This window comes from Planomonospora alba (assembly GCF_039534085.1).
GTDB lineage: Bacteria > Actinomycetota > Actinomycetes > Streptosporangiales > Streptosporangiaceae > Planomonospora_B > Planomonospora_B alba.
In genome coordinates this window covers 1-1,132 of sequence record NZ_BAAAUT010000155.1, presented here as the reverse complement: position 1 = coordinate 1,132, position 1,132 = coordinate 1, and the positions used below count along the sequence as shown (strand labels likewise).

Sequence of the window (1,132 nt, the reverse complement as noted above, 5' to 3'; positions counted from 1 at the left end):
CAGGGCCGCATGATGGCCGGCTCCGGCGGCGCGGTGCCGGTCGTAGAGGGTGCGGGCGCCGGGTGAGCAGCGGATCGCGGCGAACGCCCACTGGTAGCAGGCATCGAACAGGCGGCGGTTGCGGGCGACGCGCGCCAGCACCACCTGTCGGGTGCCGGAGGCGCGGGTGATGGGAGCGGTGCCGGCGTAGGCCTTGCGGGCCTTGGCGTCGGTGAACCGGCCGGGGGCGTCACCGAACTCGCCGAGCAGGCGGGCGGCGACGACTCCGCCCAGGCCGGGCAGGCTGCGCACGACTCGGGCGTCGGGGTGGGCATCGAGCAGCCGGTTGACCTGCTCTTCGAGCGCGTCGATGCGGGCGGTCAGCTCCGCGATCACACCGGCCAGCGCCTGGACGGCGTGCCCGAAGGCGGCGGTGAGCATCGGCGCCGCCTCCAGCTGCTCAGCCCGCAGTGCGGCCTGGATGCGCTCGACGCGGGTCGGCAGGTAGCGCTGCCGTCCGCCGCGGCGCAGCGCCGCGGTGATCTGCGCCCGGGTCAGGGGTCCGGCCCGCTTGCGGGGTCGGGGCCGTGGCCAGCACGGCCAGGGCGTCGCGTGCGGTCAGATCGTCGAAGGCCTGCAACGCAGCCGGGTAGAACTCCCGCAGGTGGCTGCGCAGCACGTTGACCTGGCGCTGGCGGGCCCGGATCAGCTGCTGGTGCGCCCGCGCCAAAGCCTTGATCGCCTCGGCGTGGTCGGAGTCGGCGGCGATCAGGCGGTGCCGGTGGCGGTCGAGGCGGACGATGTCGGCCGGCACCCGGGCATCGGCCCGGTCGGACTTGGCGCGCGAGGTGGCATACCGCTCCCGGTAGCGGGCCGCGGCCATCGGGTTGATCGCGTGTACCCGGTAGCCGGCTTCCAGCAGCGCGGTGACCAGCAGGTCGTGATCGGTCTCGATCCCGACGACCACCTCGCCGGGGTCGTCGGTGTGACAGGCGATCAGCTCATGCAGCCGGCGCGCTCCGGCTGCGCCGTCGGTGATCCTGGCGTGGTCGCGTTCGCCTCCGTCGGCGTCCAGCAGGCACACGTCGTGGTGGTGCTCGGCCCAGTCGATCCCCACGAAGATCATGTAGTGCTCCCTCCGCATCCGGTGATC

2 protein-coding genes are annotated in these 1,132 nt (G+C 73.8%); both read right to left on the bottom strand.

The genetic code is table 11. The features are described 5' to 3' along the window. A partial coding sequence (locus ABD823_RS34380) for a transposase (protein ID WP_344867132.1) occupies positions 1-420 on the bottom strand: 420 nt, incomplete at its 3' end. 19 nt (positions 421-439) lie between these two features. Further along, positions 440-1,132, bottom strand: a 693-nt coding sequence (locus tag ABD823_RS34375) for an IS110 family transposase (RefSeq protein WP_344867130.1), incomplete at its 5' end; no start/stop codon positions are given.